Below are 19,465 nucleotides of genomic sequence, written 5' to 3' on the forward strand. Positions count from 1 at the left end.
CGAGCGTGCTCGAGCACGCTCGCGACGCTCCGGGCGATCTGTACGGCCTGGTCAATGTCGCGGGCGGCGCCGCACCCGCGACGTGGATGCCCGCCACACGGGTGACCAGGCAGGACTGGCGCGCACTGTTCGCCCAGAACCTGGAGACCATGTTCTTCATGAGCCAGGCGGTGGCCGCGGAGCTGAAAGCTCAGGGCCGCCCCGGTTCCATCGTCTCCATCTCCTCGATCAGCGGTATGAATACCGCACCGTTCCACATCGCCTACGGGACCGCGAAGGCCGCGCTCGTCGCGGCCACCCGGACCCTGGCCGTGGAACTGGCCCAGGACGGCATCCGGGTCAACGCGGTGGCGCCCGGCGTGACCGAGACACCGGCCTCCGGGGCCTACGTCGACGAGGATCCCGAGCGGGACCGCCGCGCCATCGCCATGGGCAGACGCGGCCGTCCCGAGGAGCAGGCCGGACCCATCCTGTTCCTGCTGTCGGATCTGTCCACCTACGTCACCGGCCAGACCCTGCTCGTGGACGGGGGCCTGAACCTGAGGTGGACCCACCTGGGCGAGGACCACACCTCGCTGTTCCTCAAAGACGAAAACTTCCGCGCCGCCATCACCCGCTGACACCACGGTTTCCACCAGGAGGATGTCATGACCGAAACCGCTGAAAACATCACCGAGAACGCCACGACGGAACCACTGTCGACTCCGATGTCGATCGGTGTCGAGGCATACATATCCCCGGAATACGCCAAAGCCGAAGGCGACAAGCTGTGGGCCAAGGTCTGGCAGCAGGTCGGGCGAGTGGAGGAGATCCCCAAGGTCGGCGACTACCTGACCTATGAGATCGTCGACGATTCGATCATCGTCGCGCGCACCGCCGCCGACACCATTCGCGCCTACCACAATGTGTGCGCGCACCGGGGCCGTCGCCTCGTCGACACCCCGCCCGGCGCGCACGACGCCCGCGGCACCGCGCGGCAGTTCGTCTGTGGTTTCCACGGGTGGCGCTACGACCTCGAGGGCAAGAACACCTTCGTCGCCGAACGCGAGGACTGGCCCTGCGGGCTCACCGAACGCAACGATGGGCTCAACCACGTCAAGGTCGACACCTGGGGCGGCTGGATCTGGATCAATATGGATCCCGACTCCGGATCCCTGCGCGACTACCTCGAACCCGCCGCGAGCCTGCTCGAGCATTTCGAACTCGAGAAGATGCGGTACCGGTGGCGCAAGTGGCTGACCTTCGACTGCAATTGGAAGGTCGCCTTCGAGGCATTCATGGAGACCTACCATGTGCCCTACACCCACCCCGAATTCACCAATTTCGGCAGCTTCCTCGGATGGTCGCGGCAGCAGGGTATACACAGCAATATCGGCTACGACGCGCCGAAGGGCATGGAGGAGAACCAGGCCAAGCTGCGCGTCGGCGGCGGCGCTGACGCGCGCATCTCGACGGCGACCCTGCAGAATTTCACCTGGGAGAACGCCAACACCAACACCACGCGCACCCTCGTCGACGTCGCCAACCGGCTGGTCGACGAACTGCCCGAGGGCACTCCGAGCGATCAGGTGCTGCGGTACTGGCTCGACACCGCCCGCGCCGAGGATCAGGCGCGCGGGGTCGACTGGCCGAAGGTCGAACCCGATATCGTCGCCAAGAGCGGCACCGCGTGGCAGATCTTCCCGAACTTCCAGATCGGGCACGCGGTCAACAACATGCTGTGCTACCGGTTCCGGCCCTACGGCGCCGATCCGGACAAATGCATTTTCGAGGCCGCCGTCTTCGAACTCTTCCCCGAGGGGCAGGAGCCGCAGACCGAGTGGGAGTACACACCGGTCGGCGATCCTGGTTGGCGAACCGTCCTTCCCCAGGACTTCGACAATATGGCCGCGGTCCAGCAGGGCATGAAATCCCGGGGTTTCTCCGGCATCAAACCCAATCCCTATCGCGAACGCAGCGTGGTCAACCTGCACCACAACCTCGCCCGGTACATGGGTACCGGCGAACCACGCGATCTCGTCTGATCACCACACCAGCAAGGAAACCCGCATGACTGACTGCGCACCCACGCAGACCCCCGAAGTCGATATCGACGCACTCCGGGAGAAGTACCTCGCCGAACGCGACAAGCGAATCCGCACCGAAGGCCAGGACCAGTACCTGGTGACCGAGGAGGGGTTCAACGAGTTCTACGAGGGCGATCCGTACACCACGGTCGTGCCCCGCGAACCGATCACCGAAGAGATCGGCGTGGCGATTCTCGGCGGCGGGTGGGCGGGCCTGATCGCGGCGGCCCGGCTGGAAGCGGCGGGCGTCACCGATTTCCGGATCATCGAGCTGGCAGGCGATTTCGGCGGCGCGTGGTACTGGAACCGCTACCCCGGCATCCAGTGCGACACCGACAGCTACGCCTATCTGCCGCTGCTCGAGGAAACCGGCTACATGCCGAAGGAGAAGTACGCTCGCGGCGACGAGTGCTTCGAGCACGCGCAGCGCATCGGCAAGCATTACAACCTCTACGAGCGCGCCATCTTCAGCACGCTGACGACCTCCCTCGAATGGGATGAGGCGAGCAAGCACTGGCGTCTCGGCACCAACCGCGGCGACGATATCCGCGCCAAGTACGTCATCATGGCGCAGGGCCCGTTCAACAAGCCCAAACTGCCCGGCATTCCGGGGATCTCGGAATTCCAGGGGCATACCTTCCACAGCGCCCGCTGGGATTACGACTACACCGGCGGCACCTTGAACGGCGGCCTCGACAAACTGGCCGACAAGAAGGTCGCCGTGATCGGCACCGGAGCCAGTGGCATCCAGGTGATTCCGCATATCGCGAAATCCGCCGAGCACCTGTACGTCTTCCAGCGCACGCCGTCCTACATCTACGAGCGCGGCGATGTGCCCACCGATCCGGCGTGGGCCGCCACGCTGCAGCCGGGCTGGACCCGTGAGCGCAAGCGCAACTTCCACACCGCGGCCTTCGAGGCCTTCGCCCCCGGCCAGGAAGATCTGATCTGCGACGGCTGGACCGAGGTCAGCCGCAACCTGGAGGCGCACCTGACCGCCACGGGCGGCTGGGCGACGCTGACTCCGGAAAAGTTCATGGAGCTGCGCGAAATCGAGGACTACAGGGCGATGGAGCGGGTCCGCCAGCGGGTCGACGCCATCGTCAAGGACCCCGTGACCGCGGAGGCGCTCAAGCCGTACTACCGGTTCCTGTGCAAGCGGCCGTGCTTCAACGACGAGTACCTGCCGACCTTCAACCGCGATAACGTCACCCTCGTCGACGTGGCCGCGACCAAGGGCGTGGAACGCATCACCGCCAAGGGCATCATCGCCAACGGCGTCGAGCACGAGGTCGACTGCATCATCTTCGCCAGCGGCTTCGAGATCACCACCGATCTCGACCGTCGCCTCGGCATCGCGCCGTTCACCGGCCGTGACGGACTCTCGCTCTACGAGCATTGGGCGGGCGGGTACAAGACCCTGCACGGGCTCACCACCCGTGGTTTCCCGAACGTGTTCTTCACCGGGTTCATCCAGGGCGGCGTCACCGCGAGCACGACCGATATGTTCGACCAGCAGGCGAATCAGATCTCTTACATCCTCGCCAAGGCTTTCGAATCCGGGGCGAGCACGGTCGAACCCACCGAGGAAGCCGTCGAGCAATGGTGCACAACCATCCGGGAATCCGCGGTCGACAACACCGCCTTCCAGCGCGAGTGCACGCCCGGCTACTACAACAACGAGGGCGAGAAGAACATCCGCTCGCATCTCGGTGACCCCTACTGGCCGGGTTTCTACGCGCTCGAGGATCTGTTCCAGGCCTGGCGCGACGCGGGAGACCTCCAGGGTCTCGTCCTGGACAAGTGACTATCGCAGAAGGAGGAGATCCGTTGCCGGAACTCAGATTCGATGATCGCGTCGCCGTGATCACCGGAGCGGGACGCGGACTCGGGCGTGCGTACGCCCTGCTGCTCGCCTCCCGCGGTGCGAAGGTGATCGTCAACGACCCCGGCAGCAGCGTGCGCGGCGACACCGTCGAGGTGGATGCCGCGGCCGAGGTGGTCGCGGAAATCGAAGCCGCCGGCGGCACCGCGGTCGCGTGCACGGAGTCGGTGGCGACCGCCGAGGGCGGGCAGGCGATCATCGCGTCGGCACTCGACAACTTCGGCCGCGTCGACATCCTCGTGCACAATGCGGGCAATGTCCGCTACGGCTCGCTGCGCGAGCTGAGCTACGAGGATTTCGACGCCGTACTCGACGTGCACCTGCGCGGGGCGTTTCACGTTGTGCGCCCGGCGTTTCCGGTGATGGCCGACGCGGGCTACGGCCGCGTCGTGCTCACCTCGTCGATCGGCGGGCTCTACGGCAACAAGGGCGTCGCGAATTACGCGGTGTCCAAGGCGGGCATGATCGGTCTGTCCAATGTGATCGCGCTGGAGGGCGCCGAATCCGGTGTGCGCAGCAATATCATCGTGCCCGCCGCGGTGACCCGGCTGGCCGATGGACTCGACACCTCGGCCTACCCGCCGATGGGCCCGGAGTTGATCGCGCCCGCCGTCGGCTGGCTCGCCCACGAAACATGTTCGGTCACCGGCGAAATGCTGGTGGCCGTCGGGGGCCGGGTGGCACGCGCGTACATCGCGGAGACCCCGGGGGTCTATCGACCCTCGTGGTCCATCGAACAGGTCGGCGAGCAGATCGACGCGATCCGCGATACGGCGGATTCGTGGATTCTCCCCGCGACCACGGGACACGTAGAACACCTCACGAAGAGTTTCGCGCTAGCCACGGAGGCAGGCCAGCATGTCGGTTAAGGTTTACGAACGCATCCTCGCGCTTTTCGAAGCGGAGGGCATCAACACGATCTTCGGGATCCCCGATCCCAATTTCGTGCACATGTTCCATCTCGCGGAGGAGCGAGGCTGGAACGTGATCGCACCCCACCACGAGGAATCCGCCGGTTTCATGGCCGAGGCCGTGTCCAGGATGACCGGCAAGGCCGCGGTCTGCATCGGCACCCTCGGCCCCGGTGTGGCCAATCTCGCGGGCGCGATGATGTGCGCCAAGGTGGAGAATTCGCCGGTGATCTTCCTCGGCGGCCAGCGCGCCAGGATCACCGAACAGCGCGTACGCCGCGGACGGATCCAATTCGTCAAGCAGGCCGCGTTGTTCGAGCCGTCGGTGAAGTACTCGGCCAGCATCGAGTACGCGGACCAGACCGACGAGATCATCCGCGAGGGCCTGCGCAAGGCCCTGGGCGGAACCCCGGGTCCGGTCTATATCGAATACCCCTCGCACGTCATCCTCGAAGAGCTGGACGTGCCGGAGCCGCTGCCGCCGTCGCGCTACCGCCTGGTCGGCCAGACCGCGGGCACGGACCTGATCGCGGAGGCGGCGGAGCTGATCCGCGCCGCGAAGCAGCCGGTCCTGCTGGTCGGGCACGGCGTGCACACCACCCGTTCGGGCGCGTCGGTGCGCGCGCTCGCCGAGGCGATGGCCTGCCCGGTCATCCAGACCTCCGGCGGCACCTCCTACATCGAGGGACTGGAGGACCGCACCTTCCCGTACGGCTTCTCCCCCTCCGCGGTCGAAGCGGTCGTGGCGTCGGATCTGTGCCTGGCCATCGGCACCGAACTCGGTGAGCCGGTGCACTACGGTCGCGGCAGGCACTGGGTCGCGAACGAGGCGAACCGGAAATGGATTCTGATCGAACAGGATCCGTACGCGATCGGCGTCAACCGCCCGATCGACGTTCCGCTGGTCGGCGATCTGCGCGCGGTGGTTCCGCAGTTGGTCGAGGCGCTGAAGGACACCCCGCGCACCGCGACGCCGGAGCTGGCGGGCTGGATCGAACAGGACGCGGCACGTCTGGCGGAACTGGCCGAGACCGCGCCGTCGGGGCAGACCCCGGTGCATCCGGCGCGACTGATCGTCGAGGCCACCAAGGCATTCCCGGCCGACGGCATCATGGTCCGCGATGGCGGCGCCACCACGATCTTCGGCTGGACCTATTCGCAGGCCAAGCCGCACGACGTGATCTGGAACCAGAACTTCGGTCATCTCGGCACCGGCCTGCCCTACGCCGTCGGCGCCTCGGTCGCCGAGGGCCGTCAGCGTCCGGTGATGCTCGTCACCGGCGACTCGTCGTTCCAGTTCCAGATCGCGGAACTGGAAACCGCTGTCCGGCTGAATCTTCCGCTGGTCGTCGTGGTCGCCGTCGACTACGCGTGGGGCCTGGAGGTCGGCGTCTACAAGCGCACCTTCGGCCAGGGCTCGCTGGAGACCGGCGTGCACTGGAGCACCGGGACGCGACTGGACAAGGTCGCCGAGGGCTTCGGCTGCTACGGCGAATACGTCGAGCGCGACGAGGACATCGCGCCCGCGATCAAGCGGGCCTACGCCAGCGGCAAGCCCGGCGTCATCCACGTCGCGATCGATCCGAAGGCGAATTCCGAGGAAATGCCCAGTTACGACGAGTTCCGCACGTGGTACGCGGAAGGGACACAGTAGTCATGCGCGAATATTCAACGTTCTACATCGGCGGTAAATGGGTCGAGCCCGCCACCTCGGAATTCTTCGACGTGGTGAATCCGGCCACCGAAGAGGTCACCGGCCGGGTCGCGAAGGGCTCGGCCGAGGACGTCGACCGGGCCGTGGCAGCCGCCCGCGCGGCGTTCCCCACCTGGTCGGCGACCTCGGTGGCGGAGCGGCTCGAGGTGCTGCGCGCCATCAGCGCGGAATTCGGCAAACGCATGGGCGACCTCGGCGCGGCGCTGACCGAGGAGATGGGCGCACCGGCCGCGCTGGCCAACGGATTCCAGCTCAATCTCCTTGCCGGACACCTCGATACCGCGATCGGGACCCTGGAGAATTTCGCCTTCGACGAGCAGCGCGGCGCCACCCTGGTGACCAAGGAGCCGATCGGTGTCTGCGGGCTCATCACCCCGTGGAACTGGCCGTTGAGCCTGATCGCGGTGAAGGTCTTCCCCGCGCTCGCGGTCGGCTGCACCGTGGTGCTCAAACCCTCGGAGCAATCGCCGTTCTCCGGGCAGATCTTCGCCGAAATCCTCGATGCCGCAGGCGTTCCCGCCGGAGTGTTCAACCTGGTGCAGGGTGACGGACCGAGCGTCGGTGTGCCGCTGTCGGCACATCCGGATGTCGACATGATCTCGTTCACCGGCTCCACCCGCGCGGGTATCGAGGTCGCCAAGAACGCGGCGCCGAGCGTCAAACGGGTCACCCAGGAACTGGGCGGCAAGAGCGCCAATATCGTGCTCGACGACGCGGACCTGGCGGCCAACGTCAGTGCCGCGATCGGCCCGCTCATGATGAATTCCGGCCAGACCTGCAGTGCGCTCTCACGCATGCTGGTTCCCGCGGCCCGGATGGACGAGGCGATCGCCGCGGCGAAGGAGGCGACCGAGCAGTTGACGGTCGGCGACCCGACCGGTGATGTCGGCCTCGGCCCCGTGGTCTCGGGCGCGCAGTTCGAGAAGGTCCAGTCGCTGATCCAGAAGGGTATCGACGAGGGTGCCACGCTGGTGACCGGCGGCGTCGGCCGTCCGGATGGGCTGAGCACCGGCTTCTACGTGAAGCCGACCGTCTTCGCGAACGTCACCAACGATATGACGATCGCGCGCGAAGAGGTCTTCGGCCCGGTGCTCACCATCCTCGGATACGACAGCATCGATCACGCCGTCGAGATCGCCAACGACTCCGAATACGGTCTCGCGGGCAATGTCGCCGGCGCCGATCTGGAACAGGCGCGCGCGGTCGCACGCCGCATCCGCGCGGGCTACGTCACGATCAACGACGCCTTCGATTTCCAGGCTCCCTTCGGCGGCTACCGCAAGAGCGGAAACGGTCGCGAATGGGGCGAATTCGGATTCGACGACTATCTGGAGATCAAGGGCATTCTCGGGTACGCCGCCCCGGACGAGTCGGCGTCCCAGGCCACCTGAGATGAGTGTCGAACCCGAAGAATTGCGGGCCCTGCTCGATAAAGCGAGTATCCGCGAACAGATCGTGCGCTTGGCCAGAGGGGAAGACCGCAGGGACGCGGCGGCGATCGCCGCGTCCTTCTGGCCGGACGCCTCGACCGATTTCGGTATTTTCGCCGGGTCGTTCGATGACTACCTGAACTGGGTGGTGCCGGGATCGCCCGCGGTGATCCTCACCCAGCATCTGCTCGGACAGACTCTGATCGAGCTGAACGGCGAAATCGGGCTCGCCGAAACGTATGTCGACGCCTATCACCGCGTCGACATGGGCGCCGACGAGCGCGATATCGCCCTGGGCGGGCGCTACCTCGACCGCTTCGAACGACGCGACGGCCGGTGGCGCATCGCCAAGCGCACCATGCTCTACGACTGGGTGCGTGAAGGCGGCGTCGCGGCCGATTGGTCGCAGGGTGTGCTGGGAGCGGAACTGTCCGGCCGCCGCTATATCGGCCGGACGTCGGGCGATCACAGCACCGTGTTCTTCGGGACGAAGAATTCGTCGTGACCGCGTTATCGGGCAAGGTCGCCGTCGTCACCGGAGCCAGCCGAGGGATCGGCAAGGGTATCGCGCTGGCTCTGGCCGAGCAGGGCGCCACGGTCTATGTCAGCGGCCGGACCACGACGGCGGGCGAGCATCCGCTGCCCGGCAGCCTGGCCGAGACGGCGCGGGAATGTGATCGTCGCGGCGGCACCGGGATCGCGGTCCGGGTCGACCACGGCGACGACGACGACGTGGCCGCCCTGTTCGACCGGGTCGAACGCGAACAGGGCACGCTCGACATCCTCGTCAACAACGCGTTCGCGCTCCCCGATGACCTGACAGCCCCGGAACCGTTCTGGGAGAAACCACTGTCGAACTGGGAGATGGTCGACGTCGGGGTTCGCTCGAATTTCGTCGCCGCCCGTCATGCCGCGCGGCTCATGGTGCCGCACGGCAGTGGTCTCATCGTCGCGATCTCCGGTTACACCGGGGTGGCCTACACCTACGGCGTCGTCTTCGGCACCGCGAAATCCGCGGTCGACCGGATGGCGCGGGATATGGCCGTCGAGCTGAAACCCTATGGCGTGACCTCGATCTCGCTGTGGCAGGGCCTGACGCTGACCGAACGCGCGCAACGCAATCTCGCCGCGATCCCCGGGCTGAGCGGGCAGTCCGCCACCCGTCCGCAGGACAGTTGCACGCCCGAATTCCCCGGGCGCGTCATCGCGGCCATGGCGTCGGATCCGGATGTTCTCGCCCGCACCGGCGGCACCTTCATCACCGCCGAGCTCGCGCGGGAGTACGGGGTCACCGACGTCGACGGGGCCGAGGTCCCGTCCCTGCGCGCCACTCGCGGCGCACCGATCTGGTCACCGGTATGACCAGGTCCACACCCCCGCCACAGATTCAGTTTCGGAGAAGATCATGACCAGCTCGACGACAACGGACCGGCTCGCATCGCTGCTCGACCGCCAGGACATTCTCGACTGCCTGACTCGATTCAGTCGCGGTATGGACCGGTTCGACCGCGAGCTGTTCCTGTCCGCTTTCCATTCCGATGCCACCATCGCCGCGGGCGATTTCGTCGGAGGTCCCGCGGACCTGTACGACTGGGCCTCGGCCATGCACGAGGCGGGCCAGGTCGCCACCCATCACAATCTGCTGAACCACACCTGCGATGTGGACGGCGACACCGCGCATACCGAGACCTACTACCTGTTCGTCGGGCGCAATCGCGACGAGAGCAACTGGATAGCGGGCGGACGCTACCTGGACCGGCTGGAACGTCGTGCGGGCGAGTGGCGAATCGCGCTGCGCACCAACGCGATCGAGTGGTCCGGACTGGTGCCGACGATGCCGCTGCCCTTCGCCGACGTCCCCGGCGTCTACGACAACGGCACCCCATCGCGCAGTAGCGACGACCCGTCCTACCGACGTCCCCTGGAAAATACGCGCGCGCCGCATATCCCCGCGTGAGCGAACAACGGCGAGGAGAGCGGGCAGCCATGTCACCCATCACCACCGAGAGATTGAGCGATGACGTCGGCATCGAGATACGCGACGTCGACGTGGACCGTCTGCTGCACGACGACGAGATACCCGCGTGGTGCCTCGACGCGCTCGAGGCACACGGGGTGCTGCTGTTTCGCGAGCTGCACGCCGACGACGACGCCCAAGTCGCGTTCGGTCGACGGCTCGGCGAGCTGGTCAAATTCCCGCACTACGCGAACCCCGAGGTCATGGAGATCAGCTTCGACCCGGGCAACCCGAGCGCGAAATACTTCGCCGCCAACGATCATTGGCATCTCGACGGGTCCCTGGACCCGATCCCGGCCAAGGCATCGATCATGAGCGCGCGGGTCACGGCCTCGGTCGGCGGTGAGACCGAATTCGCCAGCACCTACGCGGCCTACGACGCGCTCACCGAGACGGAGAAGCAGCAGTACGCCGAACTCCGGGTCGTCCACAGCATGTCGGGAGTCCAGCGCCGGGCGAACCCGAATCCGACACCGAAGCAGGAAGCCGACTGGGCACGCTGGCCGGTGCGCGAGCACCCGCTGGTGTGGAAGCACGAAACCGGCAGGCGTTCCCTGGTATTCGGCGCGACGGCGGCGCAGGTGGTGGGGATGGACCCCGACGAGAGCCGGGCGCTGCTGCTCGGTCTGGAGGAGCGCGCGACCGCGCCGGATCGGGTGTACCGGCACAGCTGGACGGTCGGCGACATGGTCATCTGGGACAACCGTGGCCTGGTGCACCGCGCCTGCGCCTTCGACCGTTCGGAGCCGCGCCGCATGCACCGTTCCACCCTCGCCGGTGACGAGGCCATCGGATGAGTTCACGGACCGCGATAGTCACCGGAGGGGCATCCGGTATCGGCGCGGCCGTCGCCTCCCGCCTCGCCGCCGACGGCAATCTCGTCGCGATCTTCGATCTGGACGGCGAGGCTGCCGTTGCCCTGGCCTCCGAACTCGAGCAGGCGGGCGGCAAAGCCATCGGCTTGGCCGTCGACGTCACCGACCGGGCGGCCATCGACGCGGGCATCGACGAGACGCGAGCCAGGCTCGGCAGACCGACCATCCTGGTGACCAGCGCAGGACTGAGTATCGAACGCAACTTCCTCGATGTCACCGCCGAGATGTGGAATCAGTCGCTCGCGGTGAATCTCACCGGGACGTTCGACTGTTGCCAGGCGGTGCTGCCCGACATGATCGCGGAGGGCTGGGGGCGTATCGTCACCATCTCCTCGTCGAGTGTGCACAGCGGCTCGGCGTGGCTGGCCGGGTACGTCGCGGCCAAATCCGGCGTCGTCGGCCTCACCAAATCGCTCGCACTGGAATTCGCCAGGAACGGGATCACCGTCAATACCATCCCGCCCGGTTTCGTGGATACCCCCATGCTGCGTCAAGCGGTAGAGCGCGGTTTCTTCGACGTCGAAGGCCAGACCGAGCGCACCCCGGTCGGTCGTATCGGCAGGCCGGAGGATATCGCCGCGGCCTGCGCCTACCTGGTGAGCGAGGAAGCCAGTTACGTCACCGGGCAGATCATCGGCGTCAACGGAGGCCGCAACACCTGAATCACACGTCCTCCACGGCGGAAGTGGGCGACGACAGTCGAGGCCGGGACGCCGGACTCGACAGCTGGGGCCGGTCCCACCGGGCGGGTGGGACCGGCCCCGAACTCCAGACTTCGGGAATGTTCAGGACACGCCGAGATCGCGGGCGATGATCATCTTCATGACCTCGCTGGTACCCGCGTAGATCCGCGCCACCCTGGCGTCGGTGTAGAGCCGGGCGATCGGATATTCCATCATGTAGCCGTATCCGCCGAATAATTGCAGGCAACGGTCGACCACCTTGGCCTGCACTTCGGTGCAGAACAATTTGGTCCGCGCCGCGTCCGCACCGGAGAGGACTCCGTCGACCAGATCCGCGACCGCCCGATCGATCATCGTCTGGGCCGCCTCGACCTCAGCCGACATGGCGGCCAATTCGAATTTGGTGTTCTGGAACGAGGACACCGTATTGCCGAAAGCCTTGCGCTCCCTCGTGTATTCGATGGTCGCGCCGATCGCCGCGCGGGCCTGGGCCACCGAGCCGACCGCGACCGTCATGCGTTCCTGGGGCAGATTGTGCCCGAGGTAGCCGAAGGCCGCGCCCTCCTCGCCGAGCCGGTTCTCCACCGGCACCCGGACATCGGAGAAAGACAGCTCCATGGTGTCCTGCACCTTGCAGCCCATCTTCTCCAGCATGCGCCCTCGGGTGAAGCCTGGCATACCGTCCTCCACCACGAGCAGGGTGAGTCCGGCGCGGCGGTTGTCCGGATCGGTGGAGGTGCGCGCCACCACGATCACCAGATCGGCGAGCAGTCCGCCGGTGATGAAGGTCTTGGCGCCGTTGAGGATGTAGTGGTCGCCGTCGCGGACCGCGCTGGTGCGCATACCCGCCAGATCCGAGCCGGTACCCGGTTCGGTCATGGCGATCGCGGTGAGCAGTTCTCCGTTCACCATGCCCGGGAACCAGCGTTCCCGCTGCGCGGCGTCGGCGTACTCCAGGAAATACGGCAGGATGACGTCGAGCTGGGTGCGCACGGTGCCGAGGGTGACCAGGGCCCGCGCGGCCTCCTCCTGCAGGATCACGTTGTAGCGGTAGTCACGCAGTCCCGCTCCCCCGTACTCCTCCGGCAGCGCGACGCCGAGGATGCCGAGACCGCCCATCTCGCGGAAGATCTCGCGCGGCATCTGCCCGTCCTTCTCCCACTGGGCGTAATTCGGGGCGATCTGCTTGTCGATGAAGTCCCGGACAAGTTGCCGGAACGCCTCGTGGTCTTCGGTGAAAAGGTCGCGGCGCACGCCGGTACCTCCGTTCGGGAAGCAGGGTCAGGAAATCAGTTCCAAGACGGTGGCATTGGCCGTGCCGCCGCCCTCGCACATGGTTTGCAGTCCGTACCTGATCCCGTTGTCGCGCATGTGGTGGATCATCCTGGTCATCAGCACCGCGCCGGAACCACCGAGCGGGTGGCCGAGGGCGATGGCGCCGCCCAGCGGATTCATCAGCGCGGGGTCTGCGCCGGTTTCGGCCAGCCAGGCCATCGGAACGGGCGCGAACGCCTCGTTCACTTCGAAGACACCGATATCGCCGAGCGCGAGACCGGCCTTCGCCAGCGCCTTCTCGGTCGCGGGGATGGGAGCGGTGAGCATGAGCACCGGATCCGAACCCGCCACCGCGCCCGCGGTGTAGCGCGCCAACGGCGTCATACCGAGTTCGCGCGCCTTCTCCGGGGTGGTGAGCAGCAGGGCGGCCGCACCGTCGGAGATCTGCGAGGAGTTGCCCGCGTGGATCACGCCGTCTTCCTGGAAGGCGGGCTTGAGACCGGCGAGTTTCTCTGTCGTCGTGCCGCGGCGGATGCCCTCGTCGAGATTCACCACACCGGATTCGGTGTCCACCGCGACGATCTGGTCGGCGAACGCGCCCGCGTCCTGCGCGGCGGCGGCCAGCTCGTGCGACCGCGCCGAGTAGTCGTCGACCTGCGTGCGATCGAAACCCCATTTCTTGGCGATCATCTCGGCGCCGAGCCCCTGATTGAAGACGAACCCGTCATAGCGCCCCAACGCTTTCGGGCCGTAGGGCATACCGGTTCCCCGCGCCGCGCCCAGCGGCACGCGGCTCATCACCTCCACACCGCCCGCGACGACCACGTCCTGCTGTCCCGACATCACGGCCTGGGCCGCGAAATCCACGGCCTGCTGGCTCGATCCGCACGCGCGGTTCACGGTGGTGCCGGGAATGCTCTCCGGCCAGCCCGCGGCCAGCACGGAATACCTGCCGATATTGCTGGACTGGTCGCCCACCTGGGAGACGCAGCCCCAGATCACGTCGTCGACCACCACCGGGTCGAGCCCGGTGCGTTCGGCCAGCGCGTTGAGCACGAGGGCGGACAGATCCGCCGGATGCACCCCGGCCAGTCCGCCGTTACGTTTGCCGACAGCGGTGCGAACCGCCCCGGCGATGACTACTTCACGCATCAGTTCTCCCGTTCTCGGATTTCTTGGCGCCGCCCGCGGCCCGGATCGGCGGACGTTCGATCATCCAGCGCCCGGTGTAGCTGGGTTCGCGTCGCTCGGCGAAGGCCGCGAAGGCCTCCGGGGCGTCGGCGGTCGCGAAATTCAGTCCCTGCGCCCTGGCCTCGGCCGCGAGCGCCTCCCTGTGTGTCGACACCGCGCCCTCGTTGAGCAGCGCCTTGATCTGCGCCAGCGCGACGGGGGGTCCTGCCGCCAGCCGCGCGCCGAGATCATCGACGTAGGCGTCGATTTCGGCGGCGGGTACCACCCACGTCACCAGGCCCAGATCGTGGGCCTGTTCGGCGTCGATATTCTCGGCGAGCAGCGCCAGTCGCTTCGCCTGCTGCAGGCCGACCAGTTTCGGCAGCAACCACGATCCGCCGAGATCCATCGACAGTCCACGGCGCGCGAAGATCTGCGAGAACGTCGACTCGGGGGTGGCGACCACCAGATCGCAGCCGAGGGCGAGATTCCAGCCCGCGCCCACCGCGACGCCGGTGACCTTGGCGACGGTCGGCAGCGGCAGTTCGTGCAGGAGCGCGGCCACATCGGTGAGCGCGCGCATCCGGTAGATCGGATGCGCGTTATCCGGCACGGAAATATCCGCGCCGGAACAGAATGCGCCGCCCGCCCCGGTGATGACCAACGCGCGCACCGAGCGATCGGCGGCGACCGCGCGCAGCGCGTCGGCCAGCGCCGCCCAGAGTTCGGCGTCGATGGCGTTCTTGCGGTGCGGGCGGTTCAGGGTGAGGGTACGGACCCCGTCGTGGTCGGCGGTCAGTAGGACGGGTTCGGCGGTCATCGCCGCACCCCGGCGGCACCGATCACGCCAGATTCCCGTAACCGGGCGATATCGCCCGCACCGCAACCGATTTCGGCGAGTATCGCGTCGGTATGCGCGCCGAGGCCGGGTACCGCGCCCATCGGCGGTTCGAAACCGTCGATGACCGCGGGCGGCAGCAGCGAAGGGATCGGCCCGTTCGGGGTCTCGATCGTGCGCCACCGATCGCGTTCGACCAACTGCGGGTGGTCGATGACCTCGCTCGGCTTGTTGTAGCAGGAATTGCCGATCCCCGCGTCGTCGGCGATCTTCTGGATCTGGGCCAGATCGTGGCGCAGGCACCAGGCCGCGATCGCCTCATCGATTTCGGCGCGATGGCGGACCCGGTCGGGATTGGTGCGGAATCGCTCGTCGGCGGCCAGATCGGGCCTGCCGATGATATCTGTCGCCAACCGCCGCCATTCCCGGTCATTGGTGGTCCCGAGGACGACGGTTCGGCCGTCGGCGGTGGCGTACGCGCCGTAGGGGGCGACCGCGGGAGAACTCATCCCCAACGGCAACAGATCGACTCCCGAATGCCGGGCGTAGGTCAGGTGATACCCCATCATCTCGGCCATGGTGTCGAACAGGCTGACCGCGATGCTGTTCCCCGAGGTGACCGCGCCGCGTCCCCGCCCGCACAGCTGCGCCAGAATCGACAGCGCCGCGTACAGTCCGGTGGTGACATCGGCTACCGGCGGCCCCGGCTTGGCCGGTGCGTCGGCGGTGCCGGTCACCGCGCAGACCCCCGATTCGGCTTGGACGAGCAGATCGTAGGCACGTTTGTGCGACAGCGGACCGCCCGCGCCGAAGCCGTCGATCTCCACCGAGATCAGATCCGGATGCCGCTCGGCGAGTTCGGCGGGCGACAGGCCGAGCCTGGCCACCGCTCCCGGTGCGAGATTGGAGACCAGCACATCGGCGCGACTCAGCAGCCGGTGCAGAATTTCCACTCCCGCTGCGGATTTCAGGTCGAGAGTGATCGATTCCTTACCCCGGTTCACCCAGACGAAATGGGCGGCCTGGCCGTTGACGACATCGTCGTAGTACCGCGCGAAATCGCCCCCGTCCGGATTCTCCACCTTGATCACCCGCGCGCCGAAATCGGCGAGGGTCCTGGTGCACATCGGCGCCGACACCGCCTGCTCCAGCGCGACGACGGTGATCCCGGCCAGCGGGCCCGGGTTGCCGGGTCCGCTCGACGCGGTGTCCTGCGGGGAGGCCGCCATCAGATGACCGTGCCACCGTCCACCGGCAGCACCTGGCCGGTGATGAAGGAGGCGGCGTCGGAGGCGAGGAATACGAACGCGCCCGCGACCTCTTCGGGTTCGGCCCAGCGGCGCAACAGGATTCGGTTGAGCATCTGCTCGGAGAACCGCTCGTTGGTCCGGATGGTCTCGGTCATCGGCGTGGCGGCGAGCGGCGCGAGCGCGTTGACGAGGATGTTCTTGCGCGCCAGTTCTTTGGCGAGCGATTTGGTGATGCCGATGATCGCGGCCTTGGCGGCCGAGTAGTTCACCTGTCCCAGGGTGCCGACGATGCCCGCGGCCGAGGTCACGTTGATGACGCGCCCGGTGCCGTCGGTCGGCAGGTAGTCCAGCGCGGCCTGCGTGCAGTTGATGGTGCCCATCACGTGGATGTCCATCATCTTCTTCACCGATTCGGCGGTGGTGTCGCGGAACATGGCGGGGGCGGTGACGCCCGCGTTGTTCACCACGATGTGCAGGGTGCCGCCGCCCAGCTTCGAGGCCGCTTCGGCGGCGGCTCCGGCCGCCTCGCGATCGGAGACGTCGAGGGCGAAACTCGACGCGATGCCGCCGTTGGCGGTGATCTTCTCCGCGACCGCGGCGGCCGCGTCACCGTTGAGATCGGTGACGAGCACCGCGGCGCCCGCGTTGGCCAGCGCCTGGGCGACGGCCGAGCCGATGCCGCCCGCGGCTCCGGTGACCAGGGCGGTACGCCCGGTGAGGTCGAACAACGTCTGCTGCGCCATCAGTAGCTCCTCGGCAATCCCAAAACGTGCGAACCCAGGAAGTTCAAGATCATTTCCTGGCTGACGGGGGCGATCTTCATGACGCGCGCCTCCCGGAAGTAGCGAGATACGTGATACTCCTCGGAGTACCCCATACCGCCGTGTGTCTGAAGTGCCCGGTCGGCGGCGGTGAAGCCGGCGTCGGCGCACAGGTATTTTGCCGTATTCGCCTCGCGCCCACAGGATTTCCCGTTGTCGTAGCGCCAGGTCGCCTTGCGCAGCATCAACTCGGCGGCGTCGAGCCTGGCCAGCGAATCGGCCAGCGGGAACTGGATGCCCTGGTTCATGCCGATCGGGCGGTCGAACACGACGCGCTCGTTGGCGTAGCGCACCGCGCGATCCAGCGCGACCCGGCCGAGCCCGAGCGCCTCGGCGGCGATGAGCATCCGCTCGGGATTGAGTCCGTCGAGCAGGTAGCGGAAACCCTGCCCCTCCTCGCCGACCCTGTCCTCCACCGGAATACGCAGATCATCGATGAACAATTCGTTCGAGCTGACGGCGTTGCGGCCCATCTTGCGGATCGGCCGGATATCGACGTGCGCCCGATCCAGATCGGTCAGGAACAGCGTCATGCCGTCGGTCTTCTTGGTGACGTCGTCGTAGGCGGTGGTGCGTGTCAGCAGCAGAATCTTCTCCGATTCCAGTGCCTTCGAGATCCACACCTTGCGCCCGTTCACGACGTAGTGGTCACCGTCGCGGCGCGCGAATGTCGTGATGCGCGGGGTGTCGAGACCCGCCGTCGGCTCGGTGACGCCGAAACAGACGTGCAGATCACCGGTCGCGATACGCGGCAGCGTGCGCTGTTTCAATTCCTCGGAACCGTGCACGACCACCGGATGCATTCCGAAGATCGACATGTGGATCGAACTCGCGGCATTCATGCCGCCGCCGGAGCGCGAAACTTCTTCGGCCAAAATCGTGGCTTCGGTGATGCCGAGGCCGTGTCCGCCGTATTCTTCTGGAATGGTGATGCCGAGCCAACCGCCACTGGCGATCGTGTTGTAGAACTCCGTGGGGAATTCGTGCGCCAGGTCTTTTTCCATCCAGTACTGGTCGTCGAATTTGCGGCACAACTCCGCCACCGATTTGCGGATCAGCTCCTGATCCTCGGACAGCTCGAAGTTCATGCCCTCGCTATTGGTCTCGCCGGACACATCCGCACCTCCACTTTCCTCTGATCCGGTCCCGCCGGTCGGCTGATCCAGTCACGATCACCACGGCGCACACGGGTGCGTGCGGTCGATGGACCGCACGCACCGTGTCCACCCGGCGTCTGTTCGGTATCCAGCGCGTAGCCCATCCGTCTCCCCAGTCGAGACGGATTTTCCCGAACGTCTGCCGCCACTGGTGCGGCTCCGCACCGGGGGCTTGTACCGTATCCGGCGAAACGTGTTCGCCGGATACGACATCCACGGCCCGCCGCAGGGCGGGCACTGTCGATTACCGGGGAGCGGCGGCGACGCCGTCGTACCGGTTGTTGTCGTTTCCGACGACCCTGTTGCCGAGCGCGTCGAGATCGTAGGACTGACGCGCCAGCCAGAATCGCAGGAAGTTGGTGAGCGAATACCGCAGGAACAGCGCGGATCCCACCACGGTCGCCGCGACCCCGCCGAGGGCGAGGGTGATGGCGTCGCGCTGAGCCAGCGGATCGGTGGTGCCGTGCGACATGAAGTACGCCAGCACCGCCACCACCAGACCCACCACCATGAGGGTCACGCCGGTACGCAGCCACAATCCGGAGCGGCCCGCCGCGGGGTCCGGGATCTTGAGCGCGTTCAGTTCTTGGACGAACCGGTCGGCACGTGTTTCGGTCATGTAGAACTTCCTAAATAGAGGGCTGCCAATTCATTTCGGATTCCGTCTTCGGGATGACCCTGCCGCACGACACGACCGCGCACCAGCACGGCCGCGTGATGGCAGATGTCGAGCACCGAGGCCGCGAACTGTTCGACCACGAGTACCGCGACACCCTGCCTGGCGATTTCGGCGACCTCGTCGTAGAGCCGCCCGACCACCAGTGGCGCGAGGCCCATGGAGAGTTCGTCGAGCAGCAGCACGGCCGGATCGGTGGCCAGACCGCGCGCCAGCGCCAGCATCTGCTGTTCGCCGCCGGACATGGTGCCCGCGATCTGGTCGGCGCGCTTGCCGAGAATCGGGAAGCGACTGAACGCGATCTCCTCGATCTCGGCCTTCGACCGTCCCGTGAAGGTCATCATCAACAGGTTGTCGCGCACGGTGAGGTTCGGGAAGACCCCGCGCCCCTCCGGGATCAGGCAGACCCCGGCGCGAGCCAGATCGCGCGGATCGACGCCGGTGACATCGCGACCGCCGAGCACGAGCCGTCCGGAGACGACGGGATGGTTACCCGCGATCACCTGCAACGTCGTGGTCTTGCCCGCGCCGTTGGGACCGAGCAGGGCCACGACCTGCCCTGGCGCGACGGCCAGATCGACACCGTGCAACACCGAGATCGCCCCGTAGGCGGCACGGATCTCCTGTAGTTCCAGCAGGTTTCCCACGCCGGCCGAGGATCCCGAGGAACCCCCTGCCACCGCCTGTCCCGCGTTCG

19 protein-coding genes are annotated in these 19,465 nt (G+C 66.8%); 11 read left to right on the forward strand and 8 right to left on the reverse strand.

Annotated elements, in window-relative coordinates; all coding sequences use genetic code 11:
* The 11 genes from ABZS43_RS11430 to fabG form a co-directional block, all read left to right on the forward strand.
* Positions 1–620 (forward strand): SDR family oxidoreductase (locus tag ABZS43_RS11430; protein ID WP_355035755.1); only part of this gene is annotated, 620 nt, incomplete at its 5' end.
* A 27-nt stretch (positions 621–647) separates the two neighbouring features.
* The gene (locus tag ABZS43_RS11435) at positions 648–2,024 is read left to right on the forward strand and encodes an aromatic ring-hydroxylating dioxygenase subunit alpha (protein WP_355035756.1); all 1,377 of its coding nucleotides are present in this window, start codon (positions 648–650) and stop codon (positions 2,022–2,024) included.
* Between the two features lie 25 nt (positions 2,025–2,049).
* Positions 2,050–3,873 carry an NAD(P)/FAD-dependent oxidoreductase gene (locus ABZS43_RS11440; protein ID WP_355035757.1) on the forward strand — a complete coding sequence of 608 codons (1,824 nt, stop codon included), beginning with the start codon at positions 2,050–2,052 and terminating at the stop codon, positions 3,871–3,873.
* A gap of 23 nt (positions 3,874–3,896) precedes the next feature.
* Positions 3,897–4,820, forward strand: coding sequence for an SDR family NAD(P)-dependent oxidoreductase (locus ABZS43_RS11445; protein ID WP_355035758.1), 924 nt, complete (start codon positions 3,897–3,899; stop codon positions 4,818–4,820).
* A complete protein-coding gene (locus ABZS43_RS11450; RefSeq protein ID WP_355035759.1) occupies positions 4,810–6,516 on the forward strand; it encodes a thiamine pyrophosphate-binding protein in 1,707 nt (568 codons plus the stop codon). Before ABZS43_RS11445 ends, ABZS43_RS11450 begins: the two co-directional genes overlap by 11 nt.
* Before the next feature lie 2 nt (positions 6,517–6,518).
* Complete coding sequence (locus tag ABZS43_RS11455; RefSeq protein ID WP_355035760.1) at positions 6,519–7,967, forward strand: aldehyde dehydrogenase family protein; 1,449 nt, start codon at positions 6,519–6,521, stop codon at positions 7,965–7,967.
* A gap of 1 nt (position 7,968) precedes the next feature.
* Complete coding sequence (locus tag ABZS43_RS11460; RefSeq protein WP_355035761.1) at positions 7,969–8,511, forward strand: nuclear transport factor 2 family protein; 543 nt, start codon at positions 7,969–7,971, stop codon at positions 8,509–8,511.
* Positions 8,508–9,368 carry an SDR family NAD(P)-dependent oxidoreductase gene (locus ABZS43_RS11465; RefSeq protein WP_355035762.1) on the forward strand — a complete coding sequence of 287 codons (861 nt, stop codon included), beginning with the start codon at positions 8,508–8,510 and terminating at the stop codon, positions 9,366–9,368. Before ABZS43_RS11460 ends, ABZS43_RS11465 begins: the two co-directional genes overlap by 4 nt.
* 43 nt (positions 9,369–9,411) lie before the next feature.
* Entirely contained in the window at positions 9,412–9,963 is a 552-nt protein-coding gene (locus tag ABZS43_RS11470) for a nuclear transport factor 2 family protein (RefSeq protein ID WP_355035763.1), read from the forward strand.
* A gap of 29 nt (positions 9,964–9,992) precedes the next feature.
* Entirely contained in the window at positions 9,993–10,820 is an 828-nt protein-coding gene (locus ABZS43_RS11475; RefSeq protein WP_355035764.1) for a TauD/TfdA family dioxygenase, read from the forward strand.
* A complete protein-coding gene (fabG, locus tag ABZS43_RS11480) occupies positions 10,817–11,560 on the forward strand; it encodes a 3-oxoacyl-ACP reductase FabG (RefSeq protein ID WP_355035765.1) in 744 nt (247 codons plus the stop codon). The genes ABZS43_RS11475 and fabG overlap by 4 nt, the downstream gene beginning before the upstream one ends.
* Before the next feature lie 123 nt (positions 11,561–11,683).
* On the opposite strand, the gene ABZS43_RS11485 is transcribed toward fabG, so the two are convergent.
* The 8 genes from ABZS43_RS11485 to ABZS43_RS11520 all read right to left on the reverse strand — a co-directional run bounded on the left by ABZS43_RS11485 (position 11,684) and on the right by ABZS43_RS11520 (position 19,415).
* A complete protein-coding gene (locus tag ABZS43_RS11485) occupies positions 11,684–12,835 on the reverse strand; it encodes an acyl-CoA dehydrogenase family protein (RefSeq protein ID WP_355035766.1) in 1,152 nt (383 codons plus the stop codon).
* A gap of 27 nt (positions 12,836–12,862) precedes the next feature.
* Positions 12,863–14,008: an acetyl-CoA C-acyltransferase gene (locus ABZS43_RS11490; RefSeq protein WP_355035767.1), complete on the reverse strand. Its 1,146-nt coding sequence runs from the start codon at positions 14,006–14,008 to the stop codon at positions 12,863–12,865.
* Complete coding sequence (locus tag ABZS43_RS11495; RefSeq protein ID WP_355035768.1) at positions 14,001–14,846, reverse strand: enoyl-CoA hydratase-related protein; 846 nt, start codon at positions 14,844–14,846, stop codon at positions 14,001–14,003. The genes ABZS43_RS11490 and ABZS43_RS11495 overlap by 8 nt, the downstream gene beginning before the upstream one ends.
* Positions 14,843–16,093 carry a CaiB/BaiF CoA-transferase family protein gene (locus tag ABZS43_RS11500; RefSeq protein ID WP_355035769.1) on the reverse strand — a complete coding sequence of 417 codons (1,251 nt, stop codon included), beginning with the start codon at positions 16,091–16,093 and terminating at the stop codon, positions 14,843–14,845. Before ABZS43_RS11500 ends, ABZS43_RS11495 begins: the two co-directional genes overlap by 4 nt.
* The gene (locus ABZS43_RS11505; RefSeq protein WP_355035770.1) at positions 16,093–16,857 is read right to left on the reverse strand and encodes an SDR family NAD(P)-dependent oxidoreductase; all 765 of its coding nucleotides are present in this window, start codon (positions 16,855–16,857) and stop codon (positions 16,093–16,095) included. Before ABZS43_RS11505 ends, ABZS43_RS11500 begins: the two co-directional genes overlap by 1 nt.
* On the reverse strand, positions 16,857–18,023 hold the full coding sequence (locus ABZS43_RS11510) for an acyl-CoA dehydrogenase family protein (protein ID WP_355035972.1): 1,167 nt from the start codon (positions 18,021–18,023) through the stop codon (positions 16,857–16,859). The genes ABZS43_RS11505 and ABZS43_RS11510 overlap by 1 nt, the downstream gene beginning before the upstream one ends.
* A gap of 313 nt (positions 18,024–18,336) precedes the next feature.
* Entirely contained in the window at positions 18,337–18,711 is a 375-nt protein-coding gene (locus tag ABZS43_RS11515) for a hypothetical protein (RefSeq protein WP_355035771.1), read from the reverse strand.
* Positions 18,708–19,415, reverse strand: coding sequence for an ABC transporter ATP-binding protein (locus tag ABZS43_RS11520; protein WP_355035973.1), 708 nt, complete (start codon positions 19,413–19,415; stop codon positions 18,708–18,710). Before ABZS43_RS11520 ends, ABZS43_RS11515 begins: the two co-directional genes overlap by 4 nt.
* Between the last annotated feature and the right edge of the window lie 50 nt (positions 19,416–19,465).

It is taken from the genome of Nocardia sp. NPDC005366 (assembly GCF_040606855.1).
GTDB lineage: Bacteria > Actinomycetota > Actinomycetes > Mycobacteriales > Mycobacteriaceae > Nocardia.